The organism is Shewanella sp. 11B5 (genome assembly GCF_002836795.1).
In the GTDB taxonomy this organism is placed as follows: domain Bacteria; phylum Pseudomonadota; class Gammaproteobacteria; order Enterobacterales; family Shewanellaceae; genus Shewanella; species Shewanella frigidimarina.
In genome coordinates, this window is sequence record NZ_PJAP01000178.1 from 1 (window position 1) to 1,098 (window position 1,098).

A 1,098-nucleotide genomic window follows, 5' to 3' on the forward strand; every position below is an offset into this window, starting at 1 on the left:
AAAAGGACATAAACTACCTGGACGAGGAAACTATCGAGTAATATTGGCTGATTTTATTCATTTTCTTCAACATCAAAATATGCCTGTTCCAGAAGAACTTCTCGCACATAGTGCCATTAAAAATTCTGTCCATGGTAAAGCAAAGCGGATCTTAATCATTGATGATGAAACAGAAATTCGTAATGCCATACGTCGTGTTTTACATTCTAGTGGGTATGAGATTATTTTTGCTGCTGATGGGTTTCAAGCTGGAGTAAAAATACTAAGCGACAAACCCGATTTAGTGACATTGGATTTGTCTATGCCTGGTCTTGATGGGTTTGACGTTTTACAGTTTATTCGTCAACAACCAGAACTTACAGACATAAAAATTGTGGTGATTTCGGGTTTATCAGAGAATGATTTGCAAACAGCATTAGATTTTGGCGCTAACGCAGTGTTATCGAAACCTTTTGACAACGACAAACTGCGTTCGATTATAATAAGTCTGTTAAATTGAGCGTGAATGAAATGACAAATAAGCTGCTAATTGTTGATGATGAAGTAGCTATTCTACGTGCTTTAGAGCGAGTATTTACTCGAGCGGGTTACACTGTATTTAAAGCAAATAGTGGTCTAGACGCACTTAGCATTATGGCGCAAGAAAATTGTCAGGTAATCATTTCAGATTTTAGAATGCCAATGATGAATGGCTCTGAATTACTAGCCGCCATTAAAGCTCAATACCCCGCAAGCCTGTGTATGATCCTCAGTGGTTTTACTGATTTTAATTCAATTCTGGCTTTACTTAATTCGGGTACTGCATTTCGCTTTTTGCAAAAACCTTGGGATGAGCCAGCGCTTATATCTGAAGTTGTAAAAGCCTTTTACACATATCATCAACAGTTTCAGGAGTATGAAGTAAATCAGTTAATGGCCAATAGTGCAGAGGCTTTAATTGAGCTTTATCCTAATGGCCAGTTTGGTAGGTTAAATGGTGTTGCCAAGCAAATATTTAATTTTGATTCGAGCAGCATGATACTCACAGATGTGTTTCCTTATTGCACTCCTGAGTTTTTACTAAGATTATTCAGTGAGAGTTTAGATAAACAGGTACTG

Annotated in this window: 2 protein-coding genes; both read left to right on the top strand. The window is 37.3% G+C overall.

Translation table 11 applies throughout. The features are described 5' to 3' along the window. Positions 1-499: response regulator (locus tag CXF78_RS01445; protein ID WP_102035759.1), on the top strand; the 499-nt coding region annotated here is incomplete at its 5' end. 11 nt (positions 500-510) lie between these two features. After that, positions 511-1,098 (top strand): response regulator (locus CXF78_RS01450; protein WP_145991327.1); only part of this gene is annotated, 588 nt, incomplete at its 3' end.